This is a genomic window from Desulfonema magnum, from assembly GCF_017377395.1.
Taxonomy (GTDB): Bacteria; Desulfobacterota; Desulfobacteria; order Desulfobacterales; family 4be13; genus Desulfonema_C; species Desulfonema_C magnum.
Genome location: NZ_CP061800.1, coordinates 236,625 through 256,960 on the forward strand (window position 1 = coordinate 236,625; position 20,336 = coordinate 256,960).

The 20,336-nt window shown below is 41.5% G+C and carries 14 protein-coding genes; 8 read left to right on the plus strand and 6 right to left on the minus strand.

Features of this window, described 5'->3' with window-relative positions; genetic code table 11:
• Window positions 1–1,054: 1,054 nt before the first annotated feature.
• Window positions 1,055–3,391 (minus strand): methyl-accepting chemotaxis protein, encoded by a 2,337-nt coding sequence (locus dnm_RS00930; protein WP_207680847.1) that lies wholly within the window; start codon window positions 3,389–3,391, stop codon window positions 1,055–1,057.
• Window positions 3,392–3,819: 428 nt separating this feature from the next.
• Here dnm_RS00930 and dnm_RS00935 point away from each other — a divergent pair, with 428 nt between their 5' ends.
• Both dnm_RS00935 and dnm_RS00940 read left to right on the plus strand, forming a co-directional pair.
• The gene (locus dnm_RS00935; protein ID WP_207680848.1) at window positions 3,820–4,566 is read left to right on the plus strand and encodes an enoyl-CoA hydratase/isomerase family protein; all 747 of its coding nucleotides are present in this window, start codon (window positions 3,820–3,822) and stop codon (window positions 4,564–4,566) included.
• A gap of 277 nt (window positions 4,567–4,843) precedes the next feature.
• The gene (locus dnm_RS00940; RefSeq protein WP_207680849.1) at window positions 4,844–5,767 is read left to right on the plus strand and encodes an MBL fold metallo-hydrolase; all 924 of its coding nucleotides are present in this window, start codon (window positions 4,844–4,846) and stop codon (window positions 5,765–5,767) included.
• A 130-nt stretch (window positions 5,768–5,897) separates the two neighbouring features.
• Here dnm_RS00940 and dnm_RS00945 read toward each other — a convergent pair whose 3' ends face one another.
• The 5 genes from dnm_RS00945 to dnm_RS00965 form a co-directional block, all read right to left on the minus strand.
• Window positions 5,898–6,941: a DUF4407 domain-containing protein gene (locus dnm_RS00945; protein ID WP_207680850.1), complete on the minus strand. Its 1,044-nt coding sequence runs from the start codon at window positions 6,939–6,941 to the stop codon at window positions 5,898–5,900.
• A gap of 911 nt (window positions 6,942–7,852) precedes the next feature.
• Complete coding sequence (locus dnm_RS00950) at window positions 7,853–9,283, minus strand: DUF4340 domain-containing protein (protein WP_207680851.1); 1,431 nt, start codon at window positions 9,281–9,283, stop codon at window positions 7,853–7,855.
• A gap of 57 nt (window positions 9,284–9,340) precedes the next feature.
• A complete protein-coding gene (locus dnm_RS00955) occupies window positions 9,341–11,236 on the minus strand; it encodes a GldG family protein (protein ID WP_207680852.1) in 1,896 nt (631 codons plus the stop codon).
• Window positions 11,237–11,316: 80 nt separating this feature from the next.
• On the minus strand, window positions 11,317–12,069 hold the full coding sequence (locus dnm_RS00960) for an ABC transporter permease (RefSeq protein ID WP_207680853.1): 753 nt from the start codon (window positions 12,067–12,069) through the stop codon (window positions 11,317–11,319).
• Window positions 12,070–12,229: 160 nt separating this feature from the next.
• Window positions 12,230–13,186, minus strand: coding sequence for an ABC transporter ATP-binding protein (locus tag dnm_RS00965; RefSeq protein ID WP_207680854.1), 957 nt, complete (start codon window positions 13,184–13,186; stop codon window positions 12,230–12,232).
• Between the two features lie 352 nt (window positions 13,187–13,538).
• On the opposite strand from dnm_RS00965, the gene resB reads away from it, so the two are divergent.
• The 6 genes from resB to dnm_RS00995 all read left to right on the plus strand — a co-directional run bounded on the left by resB (window position 13,539) and on the right by dnm_RS00995 (window position 19,849).
• Window positions 13,539–14,939 carry a cytochrome c biogenesis protein ResB gene (gene resB, locus dnm_RS00970; RefSeq protein WP_207680855.1) on the plus strand — a complete coding sequence of 467 codons (1,401 nt, stop codon included), beginning with the start codon at window positions 13,539–13,541 and terminating at the stop codon, window positions 14,937–14,939.
• 274 nt (window positions 14,940–15,213) lie between these two features.
• Window positions 15,214–15,486, plus strand: coding sequence for a DUF4258 domain-containing protein (locus dnm_RS00975; RefSeq protein WP_207680857.1), 273 nt, complete (start codon window positions 15,214–15,216; stop codon window positions 15,484–15,486).
• A gap of 32 nt (window positions 15,487–15,518) precedes the next feature.
• Window positions 15,519–15,734, plus strand: coding sequence for a YgiT-type zinc finger protein (locus dnm_RS00980; protein WP_207680858.1), 216 nt, complete (start codon window positions 15,519–15,521; stop codon window positions 15,732–15,734).
• Window positions 15,735–15,757: 23 nt separating this feature from the next.
• Window positions 15,758–16,045 (plus strand): hypothetical protein, encoded by a 288-nt coding sequence (locus tag dnm_RS00985; RefSeq protein ID WP_207680859.1) that lies wholly within the window; start codon window positions 15,758–15,760, stop codon window positions 16,043–16,045.
• 236 nt (window positions 16,046–16,281) lie between these two features.
• Window positions 16,282–19,434 carry an Eco57I restriction-modification methylase domain-containing protein gene (locus dnm_RS00990; RefSeq protein ID WP_207680860.1) on the plus strand — a complete coding sequence of 1,051 codons (3,153 nt, stop codon included), beginning with the start codon at window positions 16,282–16,284 and terminating at the stop codon, window positions 19,432–19,434.
• 139 nt (window positions 19,435–19,573) lie between these two features.
• Entirely contained in the window at window positions 19,574–19,849 is a 276-nt protein-coding gene (locus tag dnm_RS00995; RefSeq protein WP_207680861.1) for a hypothetical protein, read from the plus strand.
• Window positions 19,850–20,336: the final 487 nt, after the last annotated feature.

A 20,336-nucleotide genomic window follows, 5' to 3' on the forward strand; every position in this document is an offset into this window, starting at 1 on the left:
CTTATGGCTGTAAGATAAAAGGCGGAATAACAAATAATGTTCAAAATACGACAGGAAGGAAGTAAAAACAAGCGGACCAGAGATATTGAATTTTTTCAAAAACGGATACTGTTCAAAATACAACATACAGATTGCCATGACGAGAAAAACAACAAGATGATTTCCTTCGTTCTTTTCTGTACAAGGATTTTCAGTAGATCGAAAAGTTTCCGGACTGTGTGCGGCATGGCAGAGAAACCCGGCTTTTTTTTCCCCGGACAGAAGACTCCCCCCGCCGGAAAAAGCCGGGTTTCTCCCCATATGCATCAGGCTAAGAATGCGGGACGGCTGCCGGACGGGGTTTGCAACCCCGTCCTGCAAAATCAGAGTTAATAAAAACAGTAGGTTGTAATCTTAGCCTGATGCATATGGGGTTTCTCCCCCGTTCGCCGTGTCTGTCCCGCGACAGCCCGAAAACTTTTCGATCTACTGATTTTGTATAAAAAGAATGATATAAGAAGGGATTTGACTGATCCCTTTACCATGAAAATACATTCGTAAAACCCGAGTTTTCTGTCTGTTCTCACCACATATTTTCATGACCGGGGGTGAAAAACCCCATATGCATCAGGCTAAGACTGCCGGACGGGGTTTGCAACCCCGTCCGAAACGTTTGTTTTCGGGGGTCGGAAAATATTTCGGACGGGGTTGCAAACCCCGTCCGGCAGATCGGCAGAGGAAAACCCGGGTTTTCTGTCTGTTCTCACCACATATTTTCATGACCGGGGGTGAAAAACCCGGCTTTTTTATGAGCGTTTCTTATATGAAATCCCTGTAGCAAAGACGGATTTTATTATTTCCTATCAATATTGTTCGGCATGATTTTTGCGTAGCCGGACGGGAATTACCGGCATTTCAGTATGTTGGAAAAACTGTTTCCGAAAAGCGCCCGGCAGACATTTCGGGATTTCAGTTTTCCGAATTTATGAATTCAGTCAGTTATAAGCTGTAAGCAAAAATCGTGCCGAACAGTATTGATTTTCTATATATACAATAAAAAGTATTAGTTGGCTGATTACAGCTTAAATTTTTTTAAAATTTTCAAAAAGGCTGCTGTCACTTCTGCCAGTTTCTCTAAAAATTCATCGGACATCGCTGCATCCTTACTCGTGTCTTTTGATAATTTATTGATACCCTTAATGATTTTTGAAACCTCTTCCACGCCTTGCAGCGTGTTATCAGAAGATTTGGCAATATCTTTCATGCCTGTTGCCAGTTCATGAACATGCATCGCCACTTCTGACGCCTTTTTTGAAACCTCATCTGTTGAACTGGCAATATTTTTTACCAATTTTGCGGATTCATCTGCATTGCCGGCGACATCTCTGACCATTGCGGCATTTCTTGCGACTGTCTTTGATACTTCACCCGCGCTTACACTCTGTTCTTGCACGGAAAATGCAATGGTTTCATTAATACTGGCAACTTCACCGACGAAACTTCCGATTTGCTCCACGGCCTCGACCATTTCTTTTGTGCTTTGCTGAACCTCACTGATCTGCCCTGAAATCTCATCTGTCGCATCAGCAGACTGCCTGGCCAGGTCCCTTACCTCATCAGCAACCACACCAAAACCTTTTCCAGCTTCCCCGGCACTCGCGGCCTCAATAGCTGCATTGATTGCCAGCATCTTTGTCTGATAGGCAATATCCCTTATTAACCCCACAGCCTTGCCAATCTGTTCAGACGCACGGACCATTGCTTCAATCTTTACATTTATTTTTTCCGCATTTTTTTTTGCATCTTGTGAGATATCATTTGCCTTGGCTGTATGCTCTGCCACCTCATTTAATGAAAGCGTCATACTTGTGACAGCTGAGGCCACATTGCCGATTCCGGCAGATACATTTTCACCTGAATCTGCCATTTCTCTCACATTCTGAGCGGTTTTATGGGTAAACTGATTTATTTCTGTAAGCGTGGAAGACATCTCTTTGGTCATCATGGAAATATTCGACACAGAAGCGCTTGCTTTTTCCAAGACCTCAGCGATGACGCTCATGCTGATCTTCATATCTTCTGCGGCCAAAGACGCGTGATCGCATTTTTCAGGCATTTCATCAATCTTCTCAGATATATGATCGGAAATATCTGAAAGCTGGGAAGACAATTCTTTCATAACCTCGGCATGATCGGCCACATCCTTTACCATCGTCTGAATCTTCTCAGCAAAAAGATTGAACCCTTCCGCCAACCTGCCTGCTTCGCCTGTTTTTGCTGTATCAAGCTGTTTGCTCAGATTTCCCTCTTCCCGGACAGCGTCCCTCAATGCTTCTGAAACATCACTGACAGGGCCGATCATATTGCCAATAATAAATCGGAGAATAAGGATGGCAGTAACAACACTCAACATACCTGCACCGCTCAACTTGAGCATTAACGGGGTTGTCATGGCTTTCGTCTCTTTTTCAGTCAGGATCATGTTCACGGACCATGGTAACGGCAGGTTCAGCGGTATGAAAGTATTGAAATTACCTTCCAGATACCTTATCATTTCTTTTCCTGACTGAATATGGTTTTCCTCTCCTTCTCCAATATCAAAATGTTTATGCAGCTCTGTTATATCCTTTCCTTTCAGATATGGCCTTTTTGACACAGCAACGAGTAAGCCTTTATTCGATATCACGGCCATTGTCCCGCTATTCACGCTGTCCGACATCTTTTGAATAAAAGTTAAGCGCAAATCCATGCCCACGACACCGCAGAATTTTCCTTCCGCCATAACAGGCACGGTAACAGAGGTGATCAATGCCTTCCTGCCCCGGTCTGACCGAACAAAAGGCTCACTCACATAAGCTTTCCCGGTTTGCTTAGGCTGCTCATAATAATTGTCACGCTTCCGGCCATCAGTATGAGGGAAGACCGACTGAAAAAGAATTTCATTATTTGGGTTTTTATACCCGTATGAAACCCGGGGGCCGGCTTCATCATGCCCCTCTTTCCCAGGAAATCCGATGGATATTTCATCAGATACGTCAGCTTCCCAGACAGTATAAACAGCATCAGCGATGGGATTATTTTTCAAAATTTTTTTTAAGGCACCTGACTCATCAAAGCCCGTGTTCACAGCATTCTTATTATTCCTGATTACGGAAAACGTATAAGCAAGGGATCGGAGTGTTCCGAATGCCTCATCAAACACGGTCTTAATATCCGCAGCTTTCCCCCGCGCCAGGATCACCGCGTGTTCATGAGTCGTTTTCACAATATTATTATGCGATAATATTGCAAAACAAATAGTTATCACGCCCACAGTGAACAGTAACAATACGCCGATCCAAAGCGTGGCTCTGTTTTGTATATTCCATTTTACCTGCGTTTGAATTTTAAAAAACTCTCTTGAAAATTTCACAATGCTAATCACCTCAGACCATTTTGATTGTTTAACCTGTCTGATATAAATACATTATTTCTCTTTATAGATTATTGCAGGTGTGCAGGCAAGCATATTCTTTTTTTTATAGAATTTCAAATGCAAGAAACATACCGAATATAATTTTTCAATTCTCTATTCTCAATTATTTTACTTGCAAACAAGTTAATTGTCTGCAAAGAGATTATCAGCAGATCGAAAAGTTTTCAGGCTCTCACAGCGCGGACACGACAGACGGGGAATAAACCCGTCTTTTTCCGGCGGGGGAAGCGCTCCGTTCAGGAAAAAAAAATGCGTAGGGTGGGTGGAGCGAAGCGCAACCCACCGCACTTTCATGCTGCGTTGTGACCGGCAGGACATGGGAGTTTATATTAACCAACAAATAATCTTTTATAATTGAGGTTGCTATGTCAAAAATACAAATTGAAAATCAGGGAAAGGTAGCTGTTCTGACTTTAAACAACGGAATTACCAACGCGATAAATCCTGAACTGGTAAAAGATTTATCTGAGGCATTTAATAACATCAGAAATCAGGCCAAAGCTATGGTTCTTTGCGGAGGAACAAAATTCTTTTCAATCGGTCTTGACCTTCCGACACTGATGAAATTGGACAGATCGGAAATGACTGATTTCTGGCATAAATTTAACCATCTCCTTTTTGATTTATATACAATTCCGTTACCGACCGTATGCGCTGTATCCGGGCATGCCGTTGCCGGAGGCAATGTTCTTGCCCTGGTCTGTGATTACCGGTTTGGAAACGCTGACACCAAAAAAATCGGTTTAAATGAAATAAGACTGGGGCTTCCGGTTCCCTATCTCGCTGATATGATGCTGAGGCAGCTCGTGAGTGAACGGGCAGCAACCCAAATGATTTACAGCGGTGAATTTATGTCGTTTTCAGATGCAAAAAAAATCGGACTCATTGATGAGACATATACAACTGAAACATTAAAGCAGCATTCAGTTGAAAAAGCTGCCGAGCTGTCTGCCCTGCAAAATCAGGCATTTTCAGCAGTCAAAGCGAATCGCATTGAAGAAATTAAGACCAGGTACGAAAAAAACTGGAAATCCAAAAACGAGCTTTTTCTCGACAGCTGGTTCAGCGAACCGACCCAGAAAATGCTGAAAGACGCGGCTCAGAAATTCTGAAAAAACGACTCTGACCATGCGCGGTTTTTCGGCCCCAAAAGATTCCTCCCTCCTGAGCGGGTAAGCATTGCGATCTGAGGAACAGTCATAAGCGATTTTGCCTGCAACAAAACATGAAAGTCGGCCCCCGGGCCCTGGCCTCTGGCCCCCTTTAAACAGACATACATAAGCTTCAGTCACAACGAGTGACGAAAGTCAGGGCAAATCACAAATCACAAATTGCAAATCCCAAATTGCAAATCACAAATCACAAATCACTTTTAAAATGGAGCAACAGATGAAACGCACCGCAATTACAAACACCGTCACCTATATCGAGCCTGACTCGATGAGCAATTTCAAATCCTGTGCCGGGGTTGTGGTCTCCGGTTCGGCCAGGATATTTTTAGATGTGAATATGAGCAAGGCAGATACCCTGACCTTGCTCCGTTCAGAGCCACCTGACATGGCATTCATCTCTCACTATCATTTAGATCATGTGATTTGGGGAAAGCTGGTGCTTGAACATACAGATGCAGAACTGTTCATTCCCGAGGGGGAAGAAGCCTATCTGGGAAGTCTTGACGAACTCGTACAAAAAACAGCCGGGTCTTACGGACTGATCCCGGAATGGACAGATTTCATTGCCAATGTGATTGGTTTTCAGGGGCTTTCCGGATTCAGCACTTATATGCCGGAAGACCGTGTTTCAGCAGGTCATGACACCATACAGTGCATCCCGAGTCCGGGGCATTCACCGTCCCATACGTCATTTTATTTTCCCGAAGAAAAAATTCTGTTCACAGGCGATATGGGGATAGACCGCTTCGGCCCCTGGTATGGCTGGGCAGACTGTGATCTCAGGGAACTGGTTGCGTCTGCGCTGAGGCTCAGGGCATTGGATGTGAGTGTGCTGCTTACCAGTCACGGCGGAATTCTGACTTCTGATATAGAAAAAGCGTGGGATAACGGTCTCAGAAAAATTATTGAACGGGAACAGCATATCGAAGATCGTCTGCATAAGGGAAAAACCAGGGCTGAAATCATTGAACAAGGCATTTTCTTCAGGAACAAATCAGAAGTCATGGAACCCATGCGATCTTTTTTGTATATGTGGGACAGCTATATGCTGGATCAGCATATGACTGTTCTGAAAGAAGGCGGTCTCAGGCAGTTCTTTCCTGAGTTTAAAACTGTCATATACACTGAAAAAAGAAAATGACAGAACAGAAGCCATTCTGAATTTTCAGCAGTGTAATTTTTTTCTCGATAATCAAGTTTTCTGATCCGATCCGGCCGGACAGCCTGTCATTCCTGCGAAAGCAGGAATGACAGAACTTGATTATTGAGTTTTATCTATAGTGCTTATTCATGTTTTCAAGAACTTCTTCTTTTTCCAGAATTGCCGCCCTTGCTTCCAGTTCGTCATAAATACCTTTTGGTGAAAATATTTTTACAAACACAGGGGCAACTTCTATAAAAAGAAACAGAAAAAAGATGAAAAAGTCTGCCCACCACGCGGTCTTGTTATTCTTTTTTAACTCCTCCAAAGCGCTGAGTCTTGATAAAAGCCCTTCAGTTTTCTGTACTTTCCGGGCTTTGTATTTCACTTTTAATTCAGAATCTTTCTTTATTTTCAGCGACTCTTCCTGACGCTTTAACGGAGATAACTGAGTGTTTAATGTTTTCAAGTCTGATTTGCTGTCAGACAGATAATTTTCTATTTGCCTGGCAATCGGGCCGTATCCTCGTTTCCCGGTAGCGCCCTGTATTTCACGAATAAGCTCTTTATTCAGACTATCTATTATATTCATTTTATTCTGTATTTCATCTTCTATGCCGCGAATCTTACTTTGAACAGGTTCCAAATAACGAGCAGTTAATATTTTGTCCTGCTTTGCTATGGCAGCATTCTGCTTTGCAATGGCTTCAGCATAGTTTTCTTCTAACTGGTGATTTATCTCTTTTTCAAATATTTTTAGCTGAAGCGGTTTTGAAATGATGAAAGCAATGGACACGGCCAGCAGAACGCGGGGAACAGTTGTCCATAATTGTTTCCAAAACATACCGATTCTGTTAATATTTGTAACAATATATCTGTCGAGATTAAAAATTAATAAACCCCATAAGATACCAAACAAAACAGAATAATCGGCCCTGTCAAAGACAAAAAACAAAGCATATCCGCCTGTCAGAGACGCCAATATTGCTGTAAACACCACAGCCGCCCCTATTCCCTGATAAGTGGCCTTTTCAGTGGGGCATTCTTCTAAAATATCAGTCAGAGTGCCGCTGCACCACCAAAGAAATCTGGTAATTATGCCGACCCTGCTTGTGTCATTTCCGTAAAATTTGTTTCGTGCTGCCAGCGCCTTATTTTTTGCCATAACTGACATTGTATTTAATTCATAGAGAGAGGGTTCTGTAAGTCTGTTCTGGTGCATACTTTGAAAGAATGGCTTCCGAATTGCCTCTGTCAAACGGATAAAGGAATGAATCATGGTCCATAACCAGATTTGAATGTTTTGCTGAGAACCACAGAAATTGCTCACCAAGGGTTATAAATTCTTACCGAACAAACCTCTGTGTGGCTACTTATAAAAGGAGTTTTCTATACAAATATTGATTACTTATTTCATATAAAAAAAGAAGTCAATGGGGTGGAAGGAGTATTCATATGGGGGAAAAAGGTAATTCAAAATGGGGGAATATACTCCCCGTTGCTACGTGGAACTTGATAACTCACTGATTATGAATCAGATTTCTTTTGCCGGACGGGGTTTGCAACCCCGTCCGGAATATTTTCCGGATCGCCGCCCGCAAACGTTTCGGACGGGGTTGCAAACCCCGTCCGGCAGCCGTCCCTCATTCTTAGCCTGATGCATATGGAATATACTCCCCGTTGCTATGTGGAACTTGGTAACTCACTGATTATGAATCATATTTTGGATTGATACCAAATATGAGGAATATTAAGAATATGTTCGATCTGCTGATATTGAAAAGGGGTTCTGAGAACAGCCCGGCAATTCATTGCCAGGCTGTTCTTTAAAAAACGCTACATGCAACTTTTAACTTCCAGGTTCAATAAGTTGCGGCGGTCACGCTTGCCGCTGCCCTGAGTTAAAAAATAGGAGCTAATAAATTTCAACAGGTAAAAAATAGCCGCACTTCACGTTAAAAGGATAAAAAAAATCAAAGATAAGGGAACTCGAAATAAATAATATACCCGGTTCAGGAGAATGTAGGGTGGGTGCAGCGAAGACGGTGGGGTTCGCTTCGCTGCACCCACCCTACATTTCTTCTGTTATTCTGAAGGCTGAATTCCAATTTTCGGTTTCTGATTTTCGACTTTAGGTTTCTGGTTTTCAGCTTCAGCTTTCTGAGTTTCAGCTTGTGATTCTGTTTCCGATTCTGTTTCTGATTTTACAGCTTCGGCTTCAGCTTTCGGCGTTTCAGTTTTTGCTTCTGATTTTTCAGTTTTTGCTTCTGACGTTACTTTTGGTTCCGGAGATTCAAGTTCAGCTTTCGGTATGACTTGCAGTTCTGGTTTTCCAGCTTCGACTTCCAGCTTTTTGACCTGATCGCTGCTCTCTTCTTTCTTTACTTCCTGCTCTTCAAAAAATTCTTCCGGATCAGCAACAAAATTATCATGTCTCCATTTGGAGACAATGTATATCCACGGGCTGATTCTTTTATTCAGCTTTTCCGCCTCTGCTGAGAGTTCCACCTCATTTTTTTCTGTTTCTTCCGGCTTTGATGTTTCTTCATCAGCAACAGCTTTTTCTTCTTCCCCTTGTTTTTTCTCTTCTTCTTTCTTTTCCTTAGCTACATAGGCCGCACTCATTTTTAAGTAAAATTTATCATTGTCATTATTTAATGCAGTACCCGGATATACTTTATAAACCGTTCCGTCAAACATATGATATTCAAAACATAATGCGTTGTCCAGACCTGTCTCACCTGCTTCTTTTGCAGGATCAGCAACATCTTCTATACGAAAAGAGCCTATTGCTCCGAATAAGCTGTTGGCCTTGGATTTTTTGAGTTTTTTACCTTCAGGCAAATTCGCAAATTCAGGGTCCTTGCCTTTTTCCGGCCGTTTTAGCGTATATATGACCTTTTCAGATTTCGGATCAGTGCAGACAACCTTTTCCACATCATTTGACTTGGCTTCTGTCAGTTCCTTGTCAAGCCATTCATCAGGTTTTTTATCCAAAAAGCTGAAAATCTGATCCACCATATAAACGTCATCAGCATTTGCATGCATGACATAATGACCGCCACCCTCTCTCGGATTCCCCAGTATGATATCCGCGAGGATTTTCTTTTTCTTATCCTCCAGTGTCAACCGGGTTCCCCTCTGATCTTCCGGCATATCTTCCTTTTCCGGCCCATACAGAGCGAGACGTGAACGCTTCTCATCATCAGCCTTAAAACTTCTTCCAAGCTTAGAGTCTTTCAGTTTCTTGACAATATCTGTTATTTTTGAAAAGTCCGCAGGATAATTAAACCTGTTTTCAACCACCCAGACAGGCTCCCCTTTTTTCAGAGCAACCGAATCCTCATGACTTTTAATTGTAATTGCCGCGACATCATTCACAGGAAAATCCGGAAAAAGTTTTTCTCCCATTTTTACCTGTTTATTTTCAGTTTCCTTCTGATACATGGTGAAATATGCGACACCGCCAAGGGCACAGCAAACCACCAAAAGAATGACAAATGTTTTTAATTTCATAAAAACCCCTTATGTAAATGAGAACTGAGAAGTGAAAAACTTCTCAATTCTCAATTTTTAATTCTCAATTCTCAAGCTTTTCTTTCGCCGATAAAGCGCATAAGAGATGCCTCCGAGAGACACAAACAGGGGCATCAGAGCAATATTAACAACCTTTACTTTCGTGCCAAGCGCCTCAATATCTGCTCTTAAATTTCTGCGGACTTCTTTCAGTTCTTTATTGATTCTCCGCTTTTCTTCCTGAAACTTCTGGATTTCCGCTTCCTGTTCCTCACTCATGATAAATTTCTGAGACTTATCTTTTTTCTGTTCAAATTCTCTTAATTTCCGATTGGTCTCATCTACTTTTCTGACCAGTTCCTGTTCTCTTGACAGCCATCGGGCCTGGGCTTTTCTCTCAAGCTCCTGAACCCTGATAAATGGTCTTTCAAATGTTCCTCTGGATCTGATGCCGACAAGTTCCTCGCTGCCTGTAAGCATTTCAGTGGTGTTCAGAAGAAAATTAAGATTATCATTAAAGACTCTGGAGATATTGAATCCCAGGAAATTCTGCCTGCTCATATAATAACTGTCGGAAAGCATGTCCGCGTCAGCAACAATGATGATGACAGCATTTTTTTCTCCTTCAGTCAGATGAGCCGTGTCCTCTTTCTCATCAGAGGAATCTTTTGCATCCTCTTTTTCAGCTTCTGGTTTGCCATCAGGAAAAGCGGTCTTAAACTTTCCTCTCAGCCTTACAGCGAGATCATATGCTTCAACCGTGGCTTTGAAATCCCGTCGCAGATGGCCTGCTCCGAAACGGACTCTGAAGCTTTCTGTAAGCGAAGAATTCTTGCTTGATTTCAATAAAGACGTATATTCAAAAGCATTGTCATCCGCTTTTTTAATGACACCGGCCATGGGCAGAAGCATACTTTCAAGTTTGGCAGTTGTGATTTCCTCTTTGTTAAAAGATTCACCTTGTGCCGAAATCCATAACGGGTTGTCTTCTACCTGGTTATTCTGAGTTCTCAGTTTGGTGGAATAGTCAAAATCAACTAAGATTTTGCCGCGCTCCATGGAAACCCCCCACGCACTGAAAAGCTTGTCCAGAGAAGACCCCTTAGGTTGTTGCTGCGGACCAGTGGCATCAGATATGGAAAGCGGATCAGCAAAAACAACAACATTTCCCCCTTTTAAAACATACTGATCCACGGCGTACTCAAGGCTTTCGCCGGCATCCCTGGGATGAAGCAGAATCAGAAGATCAATGTCATCTGAAATCTCATCAGAACTCATGCTTATTTCTTCAACATCATACGTTTTTTTCAGCTCTGTCACAAACATCCAAGGTTCTTGGCCCTGCCCCTGATTTTGCATATTAAACGCCATCTGAGGCTGACCAAAAACAGGAATCGGGCTGATAATACCGACTTTGTGTTTTTTAGGAGACTGCACTCTGGAAATCAGCCGGGTGATATCATATTCAAGATGCTCTTCCCGGGTCGGATCAAGCGTTTTTATGGTTTCTTCCTGGTCAGCGGCCATTACCACAAGCCCGAAATATATTTTTTCGCCTGTGGGAAGACTGATACCGCCGATGCCGTATTTGACTGCCCAGTCCTCCTCTTCCGAATCCGGTTTGGGATTGTAAATTTCAACAGCAACCTTGCCGTTGCTGTAATGTTCATATTCAGAAAGAAAATCAAGAATTCTTCCGGCATATGTTTTTATATGCACAGGGGTGTTTACATTGTCCTTGCTGTAAAATACTTTTATGGTGACATCTTCCTTCAGCTCGGACAAAATTTTTCTGGTCCCCTCGGAAAGAGAATACAATTTATCCTCTGTGGTATCCCAGCGCAAATTCGCATGTGCAAAGATAATATTGACAAAAATGAGTATGACCAGAATCAGAACCAGCCCGCCTGCTGAAAAAAGTGATTTTTCAAGTCCTCTTTTCTTATCAGACATATATGTTACCTCCTGGAATCAGTTGGCAGGTTTCAGCGGATAAGGCCGCACTGAAAACGGCAACTGACAAGCGATAGCTTTTATAACGCTCTTCGATTTTGTATGATAATGCCGTTTACAACCAGCATGAAAGCAATAACTGAAAAATAGTATAACAAGTCTCGAAGATCGAGCACGCCTCTTTCTATGGAAATAAGGTGGGACAGAAACCCCATCTCGGAAATCAGATTCAGAAGCCAAATCGGCGCCCATCCGGACAGCACATTGGTAACTGGCGGATAACCGGCCAGGATGAAAAACAGGCAGATGACAACCGAAACGATAAAGCTGATCACCTGGCTCCGTGTGAGGGATGAGGTCATAATTCCCACACTCAGAAATGCCCCGGCAGATAAAAAGCTTCCTATGTATGCACATAATATGGGGCCGATATCCGGTTCACCAAGATATGAAACTGTTATCACCATGGGAAATGTGAAAAACAGGGCAATGCCGATAAATATCCACGCGGCCAGAAATTTGCCCACGATCACCTCTGTGACAGTGACAGGAAAAGTCAGAATCAGTTCCATGGTTCCCATCCGTCTTTCCTCTGCCCAGAGCTTCATGGCGACAGCAGGGACAAGAAACAGAAATATCCAGGGATGCCATTCAAAAAAAGTCCTGAGATCTGCCTGGCCCATCTCAAAAAAACGACTGATATAAAATGTGAAAAAGCCCAGCAAAAGCAAAAATATTACAATAAAGACATACGCGACCGGGGAGTCAAAATAACCGGAAAGCTCCCTTTTGAATATCGCCATAATATTGTTTGCAGTTTCTTTTGTTTTCATGTCTGTGTTCCGTTGTTGAAAAGGTGTTAGGTATTAAGTGTTAAGTGTTAGGAACAAATAACAAAATTTTATGAAAGTATTAAGTGTTATGTTAAAAAAACTGTAAGACTTTCATTGTTCGTTGTCACTGGCAGGTCATAACCGTTATTTGGTTATCTGACTACTTGGCTGATAACGGATGGCCGGTTCCGGTGATGGTCCGGAAAACTTCGTCCAGCCGTCCTTGTTCCACGGATATGGATTTCACTTCATAATTATTTGCAAACATGGCAGATATGACTTTGTCTGCAACCGGTTCGTCATTGTTTTCAGGAAAAATCCGAGCCTTAAAATCATTTCCGTTCTTCTCAAGAATTTTAACGGAACTCACCCAGTCCTGCTCCTGAATACAGGATACAAATCCTTCGGGATCATGATTGTGAAGACTGAGCGTGACTGCTCCGTGAACAGCGGATTTTTTTCTGAGATTGGACGGAGTGTCGTCAATGACAAGCTGACCGTTTGCAATGATGATGGCCCGGGTGCAGACCGCATCCATTTCTTCCAGAATATGAGTTGAAAGGATAATGGCCTTTTCCATGCTCATTCTCTGTATCATAAGCCTGACTTCATGCTTTTGGTTGGGATCAAGTCCGTCCGTGGGTTCGTCAAGAATCAGGTATTCCGGATCATGAATAATGCTCTGGGCAAAACAGACCCGTTGTTTGAATCCCTTTGAAAGTGTGTTGACTGTCTGAAATTTCACCTCTGACAGAAAACATTTTTCAATGGTCTCTTCCACCCTCTTTTTCCGGTTTGTTCCGGAAAAGCCTCTGATCTGGGCGCAGAAATCAAGATAGCCCCAGACTGTCATATCCGGATATACGGGCGCATTTTCAGGCAGATATCCGATTTTTTTTCTGGCTGAGATTGAATCTTCAAGAATATCTGAGCCGCCGATGACAGCAGTTCCGGCCGACGGTGCGAAAAAACCGGTAATCATCCGCATGGTGGTTGATTTGCCTGCGCCATTGGGTCCTAAAAAGCCCAGTATTTCCCCTTTGTTCACCTTAAAGGAGATATCATCTACCACTTTTTTGACACCAAAATATTTCGTAAGGTTTTTTACTTCAATCATACATAGAAAAAAGCCTTTGGAAATTCCCGACTTTCACTGGCAAGCCGGAAAAGGCTTACCCTCCTTCCTTTTTTATTAGAAGATTTAGGGGGATTGGCAATTACCTCCCGACTCTCCTGAGCCATTCAATATACACCTGTAAAGTTTCCCTCACCAAAGTTATCCGCAGGTTTTATGGGCGGACGCTCTGAAACCTCCGCGACTGAGACGCATAATCCATAAACCCGAGCAGATAAAAACCACATAAAATAATTGTTACGTTTTTATTATTGTCAAGAGCATTTTTTTATTTTATTTATCAAAATATTCTGATACACAAAAAGGCTTAAAATTTATCAGGAAAGGAAAAAGGATGGAAAGAGAAGATATATCTTCTAATTATTTTGAAAAATTATGGAAATTTTTTACATCGGTCAGGCTTACGGTAGTTCTTTTGTTGTCACTCGCAGCCACATCTGTTATTGGAACAGTTATCCCCCAGAATGAAAGCAACAGCGCATATTTTCAGGAATATGGGGAAGTTCTTTACCGAATTTTTTACGGATTTGGCTTTTTTGATATGTACCATTCGTGGTGGTTTCAGGCGATGCTTATTATATTAACCGTGAATATTGTTGTGTGTTCACTGGATCGGCTTTCCGCAACATGGAAGATCATTTTTAGCAATCCCCCGAAATTTAATGTTTCAAGATTCAGAAAGCTTTCCAACAAAGAAGAATTTACTGCTGATTATTCCCCCGAACAGTTGAAGGATAGTTATAAACCCGTTATTTCCAAAGCCTTCGGATATAGCAGGGTTGAAGAGACAGATGAGGGGGTCTGCATTTTTGCTGAAAAAGGACGCTGGACACGACTGGGGGTTTATATTGTCCATATCAGTGTGATTTTGCTTTTGGTGGGCGGTCTGTTCGGTTCAATTTTCGGGTTTGAGGGATTTGTCAATATCCCGGAGGGCAGTGCCACGGATCATATACGTTTAAGAAAAACCAGCCAGATAAAGGCGTTGGATTTTACAATCCAATGTGATAAATTTAATGTGAGCTTTTATGATTCGGGTGCGCCGCGGGAATATCGCTCCGGTCTGACGATTCTTGAAGGGGACAAGCCTGTTCTGACACGGGATATTATTGTAAATGATCCCCTGCGATACAAAGGAATAAATATATTCCAATCCAGTTACGGAACAATGCCGGAGAATGCTGACAGCATGAAAGGCAGGGCGATCACGCTGAGTTTTACAAGCAATGCAACCGGGATGGTTTATATCAAAAAGGCAGTTTTCGGTAAAAAGACTGATCTGCCTGAGAATATGGGAAAATTTATTATAAAAGACTTTGATAACGATTATAATTTCAGAGGCCATAAGATCGGAAAGGTCTTTATCGGAACTGTGCTGCCGACCGAAGGGGAACCGCTGGATATTGTTATTCCGCCATTTTCAAATTTTGACAGAATGAGGGGCGGAGATTTTGCTGTTTCTGTCACAGCGTATGAACAGCATTATTATACCGGACTTCAGATAACAAAAGACCCGGGCGTCCTGATTGTTTATTCGGGATTTATTATGATGATCATTGGTTTTTTAATCACTTTTTTCATGTCTCATCGGCGTGTCTGTGTTGAGATGACAGCAGCCGGGGAAAAAACCACGGTTATGGTGGCAGGCATGGCCACCAAAAACAAGATGGGTATGGAAATCAGGACAAAAAAATTATCACAACGTCTTGCCGGAATACACCCTTCACCCTATTGATTTATCTTTTTTTTTGTGACAAAGGGCAGATACGAGGTGAGTCTGTGTGTTTAAAACAAATAGGAGTTGAAGTGTTATAGGGAAAAATGATGCGCTTAGGTAAGCAGAGCTATATATGTTGCTGTGATGATACAATTAAGAATAAATTCGGCAGGCAGCAGTCCCTGAGATCACAAGAGTTCCGGATTTCGTTCCTTTGCCTAACTTGTATCTCTGTGTGATCTGTATGCTTTGCATATAATGGTTCCCGGGAGACAGAGGAAATGCTCGGAATATGAAACAGAAAATAATTTCGTCGGCAAATAAAAAAATACTTTTCCTGCCTCATGCAATTAAGCAGATGTCTCGTCCGGACAGAATGATTACCGCTGATGAGATAAGAGAGGCAGTGTTGTCTGGTGAAATAATTGAGGAATACATGGAAGATCAGAGAGGCGAGAGTTGTCTGATTCTTCATACAAAACAAAATCGTATCATACATGTTGTCTGTACGCCAAAAAGCGAATATCTGGCTATAATCACAGCATACTTGCCGGCACCGGATTAATGGTCGTCAGACTTTAAAATGAGGAGGTAGATATGGAATGTTTTCATTGCAGAGGCAAGATGATCAGAGGAAATGCCCCGTTCAGCGCAGACCGGAACGGATACCATATTTTATGGGAATCAGTACCCGCATGGGTATGCACACAATGCGGAGAGGCTCTTTTTGAGGAAAATGAGGTGAATCATATTCAGAAAGCACTGCGGCAAATTGATCAGGAAACAATAGCGATGATGTCAGATGTCGCCTGACAAGGCGGTGTATTCGGACACAAATGAGGGAGCTTGGCATTTATAAAATTGCACCGATTACAAGCCCTGATGACTTCATCAAAAATACTTTTTCAGCAAGATTAAAGGTTGTCTGGAATTTTTACCTTGAAGAACTTAATTCAAATCAGATCAGGTTAAGCACTGAAACAAGGGTATTATGTATGAGTCCGTTTACCAAACTTACTTTTGGTTTGTACTGGATGATTATCAAGCCTTTCAGTGGTGTAACACATAAAAAAATGCTTCAGATTATAAAACAGGATTCAGAAACCCATGCAGAGATTGGATAACAAATTGACAAACCGAAACTTACCCTCCTGAGTCTCATGGCCATAATGTTAGCCGCTTATCGGTTTGTCAGATAGGTTTGCGGCAACAAACAGTTTTTCAACACCTGGCTAACCCGGCAATAAACTCAGGCGCAAAAGGGTTCCGGTCGCCAGCGATCCCTCCGCCCTTCCGCACCAGTCAATTTTTGTATTAACCATTTTATTTTATAAAAAATATAAGAAAACATAAACAGAATATGCCAAAGCTCACAAGATATATTTTTAACAGAAAAAAACTCGGTTCAGTCCTGAACAATATGTCTCTCGAATCTCTGGCAGACCATACAACTCCTTCTGATATAAGACAAAGAGCAGATAAGTGGCGCAGCCTGACTGAGCAGAAAATAGTGGAGGGGAAAAATGAGATTTCCCTTCAGGATTCTTTTTTAAGCGATATCTTCGGAAAAATACTTGATTACAAATCCATACATGAATGCCCTGAAGAATGGCATCTGTACCGAGAAAAGAAAACAATGACCGATGCGACAAGAAGTGACGGTGCCCTGGGTTTCTTTTCCTCGGCAAATGAGGATGTCAGAGTTGTCATCGAATTAAAAGATGCAAAAACAAGTCTTGACGCGAGACAGAAAAGAAAAGGCGCAAATTATACGCCAGTCGAGCAGGCGTTTTTATATGCAAGCAAATTCGGTAAAAAATGCAGATGGGTGATCGTCAGCAATTACAAGGAAATCAGGCTGTACAACCGCAACGCCTCCATGAACGAATATGAATCCTTTGTAATTGAGAAACTGAACCATGACGCGGAGTTGAAAAGGTTTCTTTATCTGCTCTCAAGAAAAAATCTTATTGAGAAAGAAAAACAGAGCATCATTGACAATCTTTATAATTCCAATGAGGCTGAACAGGAGAAAATATCAAAGGAATTTTATAACAAATATAAAGCATTAAGACTTCACCTTTTTGAACATCTGAAAGAAAAAAACAGCGACACTGACGAACTGATCCTGCTGGAGAAGGCTCAGAAAATATTGGATCGGTTTATCTTCATCTGCTACTGCGAGGACTTCGGACTGTTGCCGGAACGGATTTTCAGAAAAATGATGGAAGCTGTGAAAAATCCGCTGATATTTGCAAATGTGACCCAGTGGGATCAGCTGAAAAACCTTTTCAGTGCCATTGATCAGGGAAGCCCGCGGCATCATATAAACAAGTTCAATGGCGGACTTTTTGAATTTGATGAGATTCTTGACGGAAAGCTGATGCTCGGTGATGAGATTTTTGATGCGCTTGCGGAGATAACAGACTATGATTTTGACTCGGACCTGAATGTCAACATACTCGGTCATATCTTTGAGCAGAGCATTACCGACATCGAGGAAATAAAAGCCTCTTTGGCGGGTGAGTCATTTGACAGGAAAAAGGGCAAAAGGAAAAAACACGGCATTTATTATACGCCTGAATATATTACCCGCTATATTGTGGCGCAGGCTGTGGGCGGGTGGCTTGAGGAGAGAAAAAAAGAACTTGGTTTTGAAAAACTTGCAGAACTTACTGAAAAAGATTTTGCATCTGTAAAATATTACAAGAAAACCGGCGGCATCAGATCATCAAACAAAAACATAAAGGCGCATCTCGAATTCTGGCAGGCATACAAGGAGAAACTGTCCGATATCAAAGTGCTTGATCCTGCCTGCGGCAGCGGGGCTTTTTTAAATCAGGCATTTGATTTTTTGTACAAAGAGGGACAGCATGTTAATGAGGAGATCGCAAAGCTGCAAAAGGGACAGACCGAGGTTTTCAGGCTTGATGAGCATATTTTGAAAAACAATCTTTTTGGGGTTGACCTGAATCCCGAATCTGTTGAAATTACAAAATTAAGTTTATGGCTGAAAACAGCCGACAGAAATTCGGAGCTGACCGCACTTGATGATAACATAAAATGCGGGAATTCGCTGATTGATGATCCCCAAGTCGCGGGAGAGCGGGCATTTAAGTGGGAACATGAGTTTTCGGAGGTTATGGAAAGCGGAGGCTTTGATGTGGTGATTGGGAATCCGCCGTATGGGGCTTCTTTCATTATAAAAGAAAAAGAATTCATCACCAAAAATTATAAAAGCTGTCAATATAAATTCGAAAGCTATATATTTTTTTATGAAAAAGGAATTTCCTTAATAAAAGAAAAAGGTTATCTTTCTTTTATTACACCTGAACTTTTTTTAAGATTGGAAAAATCTGAAAACATAAGACAATTTCTATATTTACAAGCTCAAATTATTGAACTAAAATTTGTTGGCGAAAATGTATTTCAGGATGTGAAAATTAATTCAGTCATTGCCACTATAACCAAAGCAAAAAATACGTCTTATAAAACAATAAAAATAATAAACCAAGACAAGCCAGTTTGGTATTACAGCTATGAAAGATGGAAAAAAACACCGTACTTAAAAATAAACTATGAAATTTCTCCTCAAATAGAAAAGATTATCTATAAAATTGAGAGTGCTTCATCTTTTTTAGAAAATTATGGTGAAGTCATACAGGGAATAACGCCATATGATAGTTATAAAGGTCATTCAAAGGAACTAATTAAGCAAAGAGCGTTTCATTTTAAAGAAAAAATAGATGAGAGTTGTGGAAAATGGTTAGATGGCAAACATATCAGCAGATATAGTTTAATTGAAGGAGAAGAATGGTTACGTTATGGTAGCTGGTTGGCGGCACCACGAGAAAGACACTTTTTTGAAAACCCGAGGTTATTGTTCAGAGAAATTCCGGGACAAAATAAACGAATACAGGCAACTTATACGGAAGATGTTTATTATCACGGACATAGCATCGCCCCTTTCATTTTAAAAGAAAAATTAAAAGAAAAATTGTTTGTAATTTTATGTATCGTAAATAGCAGATTGTTAAGTTGGTATATAAAGTATAAATCTTCAAACTTTTCAAAAGATACTTTCCCAAAAATTAATCCAAGAGATATAAAACAGTTACCTGTGAGAATTGTTTTAAAAAAATCCCAACAGCCCTTCATTGAAAAAGCCGATTTAATGCTCTCCAAAAACAGAGAACTTCAGGAATTTAAAACTGATTTTTTAAACTTTCTTAAAAGCGAGCTGACACCTCAGAAAATCAGCAAAAAATTAGAAAACTGGCCTGAATCGGACTGGGATCAGTTCAAAAAGGAACTGGCAAAAGGCAAAGTCAGAATGAAAGAGTTAAGTTTGAAAGAACGTAAGGAATGGCAGGCGTATTTTGCAGAACAAAAGGAAAAAGCCGCTGAAATCATATCCGTCATAGACAAAACCGACAGAGAAATTGATCAGATGGTTTATGCGCTTTACAGACTCACGGAACAAGAGATAACCATCGTGGAAAACGCAATATAATCGCTAAAACCCGATCATCAAGTTTTTTTCTGTCTTCGCTTGTCCCTCTTGGACAAAAAAACATATCAAATGAGATGTTGTTCTGCGGGAAAGAAATCCTGAATTCAGAAGCAACAGATAACAAAAAAGGAAAATCAGAATGAGGATAAAATTCGAAACAGAGGAAATAATCCGGGTTTACAGATTGCTTGAGGCACTGAATGATTTTTTTCACCAGCCTCTGAATTTCGAAGACAAAGACGCTGTCATGCGCTTTGCACAGAAAAATTATCCTGAAATCAGGGAATTGTATTATGACACGATATGGGAACGGCTGCCGGAGGATATTCGGGATAAAATCACAAATGCCGAAGATGAGAGGGACAGCCCTGAGAACCCGGCTCTTATAAAAGAGAACCGGCCATGCCACAGATAGCACTGGCAATACCGGACATCTCCGGACGCTCTGCCGGCCGCATGATCATTCGATCATCAAGTTCTTTTCTGTCATTCCGTTCGACTGAGCTCACGCCAAAACCTTCACCTGAGACTTAGGCGTGAAGCTCAGTCGAACGCTCACGCCGAAGTCTCAGTCGAACGGAATGACGGACTGTTTGTTCAAATCGGGTCAAAAAAACTTGATCATCGAGTATAAAGGGAATAAAAGTAATTTACTGCCTGAAAGGGGAACGCTTTAATGAAAGAATAATCAGAACAAGGTTATCTGTCACACGACAAAATGGTTATCTTATTTAAATAACAACAACAAGAAAATTAACAAATTATTCCATCTGACCACAAGGGCCGGCATCCGACGTAATCTGAATTTACTGCACTTTTGTGGCAAATGAATTCTGCGTTATTTTCCTCGTAAAATGAGATATTGCTTATGCTAATTTCAGGTCTTAAAGTATTGACTGCTG

What these genes read in the sequence shown, in the direction of transcription:
- dnm_RS00935 (WP_207680848.1), top strand. Translation starts at nt 3,820, where the DNA reads ATGTCAAAAATACAAATTGAAAATCAGGGAAAGGTAGCTGTTCTGACT.
- dnm_RS00940 (WP_207680849.1), top strand. Translation starts at nt 4,844, where the DNA reads ATGAAACGCACCGCAATTACAAACACCGTCACCTATATCGAGCCTGAC.
- dnm_RS00945 (WP_207680850.1), bottom strand. Translation starts at nt 6,941, where the DNA reads ATGTCAGTTATGGCAAAAAATAAGGCGCTGGCAGCACGAAACAAATTT.
- dnm_RS00950 (WP_207680851.1), bottom strand. Translation starts at nt 9,283, where the DNA reads ATGAAATTAAAAACATTTGTCATTCTTTTGGTGGTTTGCTGTGCCCTT.
- dnm_RS00955 (WP_207680852.1), bottom strand. Translation starts at nt 11,236, where the DNA reads ATGTCTGATAAGAAAAGAGGACTTGAAAAATCACTTTTTTCAGCAGGC.
- dnm_RS00960 (WP_207680853.1), bottom strand. Translation starts at nt 12,069, where the DNA reads ATGAAAACAAAAGAAACTGCAAACAATATTATGGCGATATTCAAAAGG.
- dnm_RS00965 (WP_207680854.1), bottom strand. Translation starts at nt 13,186, where the DNA reads ATGATTGAAGTAAAAAACCTTACGAAATATTTTGGTGTCAAAAAAGTG.
- resB (WP_207680855.1), top strand. Translation starts at nt 13,539, where the DNA reads ATGGAAAGAGAAGATATATCTTCTAATTATTTTGAAAAATTATGGAAA.
- dnm_RS00975 (WP_207680857.1), top strand. Translation starts at nt 15,214, where the DNA reads ATGAAACAGAAAATAATTTCGTCGGCAAATAAAAAAATACTTTTCCTG.
- dnm_RS00980 (WP_207680858.1), top strand. Translation starts at nt 15,519, where the DNA reads ATGGAATGTTTTCATTGCAGAGGCAAGATGATCAGAGGAAATGCCCCG.
- dnm_RS00985 (WP_207680859.1), top strand. Translation starts at nt 15,758, where the DNA reads ATGAGGGAGCTTGGCATTTATAAAATTGCACCGATTACAAGCCCTGAT.
- dnm_RS00990 (WP_207680860.1), top strand. Translation starts at nt 16,282, where the DNA reads ATGCCAAAGCTCACAAGATATATTTTTAACAGAAAAAAACTCGGTTCA.
- dnm_RS00995 (WP_207680861.1), top strand. Translation starts at nt 19,574, where the DNA reads ATGAGGATAAAATTCGAAACAGAGGAAATAATCCGGGTTTACAGATTG.